This window comes from Serratia sp. H1w, from assembly GCF_000633355.1.
Classification (GTDB): Bacteria; Pseudomonadota; Gammaproteobacteria; order Enterobacterales; family Enterobacteriaceae; genus Chania.
The window spans coordinates 1-5,505 of record NZ_AYMQ01000114.1 but is presented as its reverse complement, the minus strand read 5'-3'; the positions used below and the strand labels follow the sequence as shown (position 1 = coordinate 5,505).

Sequence of the window (5,505 nt, the reverse complement as noted above, 5' to 3'; positions counted from 1 at the left end):
CAACTAATTAGAGGCATTACCGCTAACTCTATTGCGGGATTATCAGGCTAAACCCTATCCTGCTGCTCAACGTCGAAGGTAATGCTGTTAAAACGCGCCATATTGGTTGCCGTATACAGCACGGTGTGCTGTATATTACGGTGCCCGAGGTAATCCTGTATCAGTCGCGTATCTTTCACCTTGTCTGCCAGCGAGTAACCGCAGGCGTGGCGTAGCATATGAGGGTGAGCGTTTGCAGGTTCATCGCAGCGGCAGAAACGGAACCGGCATCGATAACCTCGCAGAGTATGCGGGCAAGGTTGAGGTCAAGTTTGCTCTGCATGATTAATTCCCCAAAGATAAATGCAATATCTGCAGTATAGTGAATTGTTTTAAAAACGCTTTTTATTCATTGGCCGCTGTAGGATAAGGAATTCGACGATGACTTTTGCTGAGAAGAAACAACGAGCCTTGGCACTAATGGCAGAAAAGAAGATGTGGCGCAGCAACTATGCGCCGCCGCTCATGCGTCTGTTATGGAAGTTAGGGGTTCAAATCCCACCGCCGCCGTTTATGTCGTTTTGGTTGAATATGCTTAGCTTCGGCGTTTTTTTCGGCACGGTGTGGGGCCTGTTTATGTGGCTAACAACCTGGGCTAATGAAGGTTACAGCGTATTGATGGCGTTGCAGTCCAGTTTGCTGGCTGGGGTGTTGTTTGGCTTCTTTATGGCTCTTTTTCACTATTGGCGAAAGCGGGTGAACAAACTGCCTGATTGGAACGATCTCTGATAGGCGAGTAGGACATTATAAGTTACTCGCCTAAGGTGGAAATTAGCTATCAGCCTTTCGGCAATAAAGCACCAATCAGTGAGGTAAACACGCCGCCAGTGGTAAAGGCATGCGCTGTTTTGTATTCCTCACCCTTGATATCTTTAAATCTGGCAAGGGCCGCTTGCGGAGAGGCTGCTTGCAACTCCTCAAATTGCTTGGTATAGCCTTCATCCAGCAGTTGTTGCTGATTGTCTGCGAAATCAGGCTCAGAGTTGTCCTGTACCACAATCTGCTCGCCCTTCACGAAAAAGCTGTAAATCACCATAATATCTTCCTCAAGCGGGTGTCACGACTGCCCTAAGATCGAACAAATGCCGAGTGCTGTCAAGTTGAGCAATTGGGAAATAGTTTCTGCCACCACTCCGGTTTCATATCCTCAAAAGAATGGTACTCCGGTATCAGCGCAGGATCGTTTGGGTTATCAAATATCCCACTGAGTAAGGCGATAGCGGGGCCGTCATCGATGACACCAATAGAACTGCCACATTGGGGGCAAAAGGCGCGGCTTGAGGCTGCTGAAGAACGATAGGTAGCGGGTTTACCACCTTCCCCGGTCCATTGCACATTGGGGGCCGAAAACTCAACCCACACTGCGGATTGCGAACCGGTGTGCTTTTGGCAAATATCACATGAGCAGGTATGTGGGTTCTTGGGGCTGATTGCCTTAAAGCGTATGGCTCCGCACAGGCATCCGCCGGAAAATTCGTTGGTCATCCGAGTGTGCTCACTGGTTGAATGGGTTGCTTAACGTTAGCAGGCGGGGCTTGAAATCGCTATAGATGGTAAGCAAGGCCCGCCTTATTGCAGGTCCAAAAAAAGCACGTAATTCAGACTGCTGACGAATCTCTCTTGGCTGGATGCTGCATGTTGCGCCCGTTTGGATAATCAATGAGCCGAGCCTGCAATTAAACCCGCCAGGCCAGAAGAAACTACAGCTTTCTGATTTCGGTGATATAGGTGATAGCGGCATGCTCAATGAAATTGGGAACGTCCTCATAGGCTGCTTTGCCGACGGGGGAGTCAAAAGCCGCAACCGCGTCCTCTATGGAGTCAAACCATAGCTCAGAGAAACCATCAACGGGTGAATCCGGGTATCTTTCACGGTCGACAGGATTGAGAACATAGCCTCTTAAGCCTGGGAGTTTGAGTGTGATTGCGGTATGAACCTCTTCCCAATGCTTTACAAAATCCTCAAAGCTTTGACCCTTTTTGCGGGTAAGAAAGCCCACATGCTTAAAACCTGTTGCTGATGACATCATTTCTCCTAAGCGTTAAGCCGCGTGTTTAAAAAGTGATGAGAAAACTGCTCATTCAGACCGCCATCCAGAGGCGGATCTGTTCTAGAGGAGATCAGTATGATTGTTTTCTATTACATGATAAACCGGGCTTAATTCTCTATAATGCGGACATAGATTCAACAATAAGCGCGAAGGTGATGCAAAGTCATGACGAAATTACGGCGAGCACTTACCTGACACGTTCTCTTGCAGCCTCTGCACAACTAGAGGCTCGGAACCTGGCCCGGACGGACACTTATGCGAAGAACAGATCATCTCGGCGGTATCACTGCTTTTGTCACCACGGCTCAGCAGGGCAGTTTTACTGCCGCGGCTGAAAAACTGGGATTGACCAAATCTGCCGTCGGGAAAAGCGTTGGTCGCCTTGAGGAGCGCCTCGGGCTAAAGCTGTTTCAGCGTTCGACACGACGGCTCAGCCTGACACCAGATGGCGAGCGATTTCTTGCCAGTTGTCAGAGCGCAATAGACATCCTCGAACAAGCCGAAGCGGAGCTGACTTCCCATATCTTCCAGCCTTCGGGACGGCTCCGGGTTGATTTGCCCGCCGCATTCGGGCGACAGCGTATACTGCCCATCCTCCTCGATATTACCCGGCGTTATCCTGAGCTGGCACTGACTGTCACATTCAGTGAGCGGTTTGTTGACCTTATCGAAGAGGGTATTGACCTTGTCATCCGTATCGGAGAACTGGCGGATAGCAGCGGTCTGGTTGCCAGGAGGCTGACGACGCAAAAACTGGTTATCTGCGCATCACCGGACTACCTGCTTAAGCAGGGAGAACCTATCTGCCCGGATGAACTGAGCCAGCACCAGTGCGTTGTCGGACTCCGTCGCAGTCAACCTATTTCCTGGTTGCTGAAGGAGAATGACGGCCAAATCAGCCGCTTTGCGCCACCGGCGACATATGAATTTGGTGATGGTGACGCCATGCTTGCTGCCACGCTGGCGGGATGCGGGTTATCACAGTTGCCACTGTGGCTGGTGGGTAAACATCTTGAGAGTGGTGAGCTGCGGGAGGTTCTTCCTGGGCATTCTGGTGGGGAAATGCCTATCAGTGCGCTATGGCCGAAAAGCCGTCAATTGCTGCCTAAAATACGCCACGTTGTGGACACATTGGTTAAGGCAGCAGAAGACGGCCTCCTCGACTGATTATGCTTGGGTAGCGGACCAGAAAGGATAGTCGGTATATCCTTTTTCATCCCCACCGTACATGGTCGCCCGATTGACCTCGTTCAGAGGCCAGTCATTGGCCATACGTTCGGCCAGGTCCGGGTTCGCAATATAAGGACGCCCAAAGCCTATCAGATCGGCTTTTCCTTGCTGGAGATACTGTTCGGCGCGTTGTTTGTCAAAGCCTCCGGCAATAATCAGCGGGCCGTCATACGCAGCGCGAAACTTCTCAATAAATCCGGCGGGAATAGCCTGTTCGCCCAGCGTTTGCTGGTCACTCAGGTGCACATAGGAGAGTGAGCGTTTGCTGAGTTGTTTTGCCAGCAGTAGCCAGGTTTCTTCCTCTCCCTCAAAGGGATGCATATCAAAGAGACGCCCGAATGGTGCCAGGCGAATCCCGGTTTTTCCTGCACCAATTGCCTGTGAGATGGCATCAGTCACTTCGAGCACAAAACGAAGCCGATTTTCAGGATCTGTACCACCGTATTGGTCCTGACGGGTGTTTAACCCTCCATTGATAAACTGCTCAAGCAGATATCCATTAGCGGCGTGGATTTCAACGCCATCGAAACCTGCTCGCATGGCGTTTTTTGCAGCCTGGACGTAATCGCAGACCACATCCTTGATCTCAGCCACTGACAATGCACGTGGCTCAGAAACCGGCACAGGGCCTGGTTGACCGTCTTCATTACGGGCGTAGCAGGTTGAGTTTTTAGCCTGTACTGCGACTGAACTGACAGGAGCCTGTCCGTCGATTTGCAGACTCTGGTGTGAAATACGGCCAACATGCCAGAGCTGGATGTAAATTTTGCCACCCGCGTCGTGAACGGCTTTTGTCGTCAGCTGCCAACCTTTAACTTGCTCATTGTTATAAATGCCGGGTGTGAAGAGATAACCCTGTCCCTGCACAGAGATCTGCGCCCCTTCAGTTATAATCAACCCTGCCGATGCACGCTGCTGGTAGTATTTTGCCGTCAGTTCGTCTGCACTATCGCCCACGGTGGCCCGTGAACGTGTCATCGGAGCCATCACTATGCGGTTTACAAGTTGGGTATCCCCGATTTTAAATGGTGTAAACAACTTTTCCATTTTTCTCTCCTTAAACAAAAGAAATATGATGGTCGCTGCGATGCCGTAAGTGAACAGCTGTTTGTTCCGAACTGATGCTCCATAAATTCTACTTTCTGATCAGATTTTTTTGGGCAGGCCAGTTCTTGCTATAGCAGAATTTCTGCGGATTAAATGAGGCTCAGAATGGTCTTGGCTAATTTCGAGTGTTGATATGCGTCACCGATGAACAGATGTTGCGAACAAGCAATGCATGCTTTCCATCATGATTCTGTCGAGCACTGGCGAGCGAGGGGGCAGGGGCTAACGTTGGTAAGTGAGTGTCTGTTTGCTCTGGATTCAGGCACAAAAAAGCCCGCAACGTGAATTGCGGGCTTTTTCGTTATTGTCGCCGGGTCTATCGGCTGGGGGAATCTGAATTTATCTATTAATTTGTTGTATTTGCTGATAAAATTTGAGTTAAGATTTGTTGTGTATACCTAATTGTATACCAATGCAGGGAAGTGATACTTGGCTCGGTCAAATTACAACCAGTTGATAGGCTTGGAAATCAACGTTTTTATCCCATGTCTGTTGGATTAGTCCTATATCGGGTTTAAAGCGTGACATGTGGCGAACGCCAACTACAGGAACATCTAGCTACTTAAATCGAGCTGTAAAACAAAAAGTGGAGTAATAGCCATTTTGACTGACATCTTCAGGCTTTCTCCCCTTACTGAAGGTTGTCAGCAACAATCTTGCCGCTGAGGGATTAGCTCAGGCCTGAACTGACAGTTTCTGCAGATAGGCACAATCTTATCTGACAGTCGGCTTTGAGCGAATAACAGACTGCTGTATTAGGTGCCATCTAAATTTTAAGATTGATTACTGAATGGCTTCGCGTTTATATTCCAACCTTTACCATTCGTGTTGCAGAGTAAAACCTCACAATTTGGTAAGTTCTTTTTTATTTCACTAAGTATAAAGTTTGCGCTTTCCAGTGGAAAACTGTGAATGCTACCTATATATATTTTCTTTATACTGTTTTTATCTATAGCAATAATTTCCTGACCATATTCTTTTTCGTATCCTCTTGTTATATTTCTCACAACCCTTACTTCTTCTTCATGCGACCAATCCACTGATTTATACAAAAACATCGGTCAAGTATTCAATGTGT

At 48.7% G+C, this 5,505-nt stretch carries 7 protein-coding genes and 1 pseudogene; 2 read left to right on the top strand and 6 right to left on the bottom strand.

All coding sequences use genetic code 11. The annotated features are described in order from the left end of the window. Nucleotides 1-47: 47 nt before the first annotated feature. Together U869_RS0124365 and U869_RS32290 are read right to left on the bottom strand one after the other, a co-directional pair. Nucleotides 48-230, bottom strand: a pseudogene (locus U869_RS0124365) (tyrosine-type recombinase/integrase); the annotation flags it as partial. After that, nucleotides 176-322: a hypothetical protein gene (locus U869_RS32290; RefSeq protein WP_157834761.1), complete on the bottom strand. Its 147-nt coding sequence runs from the start codon at nucleotides 320-322 to the stop codon at nucleotides 176-178. The pseudogene U869_RS0124365 and the gene U869_RS32290, both read right to left, overlap by 55 nt. Nucleotides 323-420: 98 nt before the next feature. Here U869_RS32290 and U869_RS0124360 point away from each other — a divergent pair, with 98 nt between their 5' ends. Continuing rightward, on the top strand, nucleotides 421-768 hold the full coding sequence (locus U869_RS0124360; protein WP_025123860.1) for a DUF6404 family protein: 348 nt from the start codon (nucleotides 421-423) through the stop codon (nucleotides 766-768). Between the two features lie 49 nt (nucleotides 769-817). Here U869_RS0124360 and U869_RS0124355 read toward each other — a convergent pair whose 3' ends face one another. The 3 genes from U869_RS0124355 to U869_RS0124350 form a co-directional block, all read right to left on the bottom strand. After that, a complete protein-coding gene (locus U869_RS0124355) occupies nucleotides 818-1,075 on the bottom strand; it encodes a hypothetical protein (protein ID WP_025123861.1) in 258 nt (85 codons plus the stop codon). Nucleotides 1,076-1,134: 59 nt separating this feature from the next. Next, nucleotides 1,135-1,524 (bottom strand): GFA family protein, encoded by a 390-nt coding sequence (locus U869_RS31095; RefSeq protein WP_071998283.1) that lies wholly within the window; start codon nucleotides 1,522-1,524, stop codon nucleotides 1,135-1,137. Between the two features lie 215 nt (nucleotides 1,525-1,739). Further along, on the bottom strand, nucleotides 1,740-2,066 hold the full coding sequence (locus tag U869_RS0124350; protein WP_025123862.1) for an EthD family reductase: 327 nt from the start codon (nucleotides 2,064-2,066) through the stop codon (nucleotides 1,740-1,742). Between the two features lie 279 nt (nucleotides 2,067-2,345). Between U869_RS0124350 and U869_RS0124345 the strand changes: the two genes are divergently transcribed. Continuing rightward, complete coding sequence (locus U869_RS0124345; protein WP_025123863.1) at nucleotides 2,346-3,257, top strand: LysR family transcriptional regulator; 912 nt, start codon at nucleotides 2,346-2,348, stop codon at nucleotides 3,255-3,257. Here U869_RS0124345 and U869_RS0124340 read toward each other — a convergent pair whose 3' ends face one another. Continuing rightward, nucleotides 3,258-4,367: an alkene reductase gene (locus U869_RS0124340; protein WP_025123864.1), complete on the bottom strand. Its 1,110-nt coding sequence runs from the start codon at nucleotides 4,365-4,367 to the stop codon at nucleotides 3,258-3,260. Nucleotides 4,368-5,505: the final 1,138 nt, after the last annotated feature.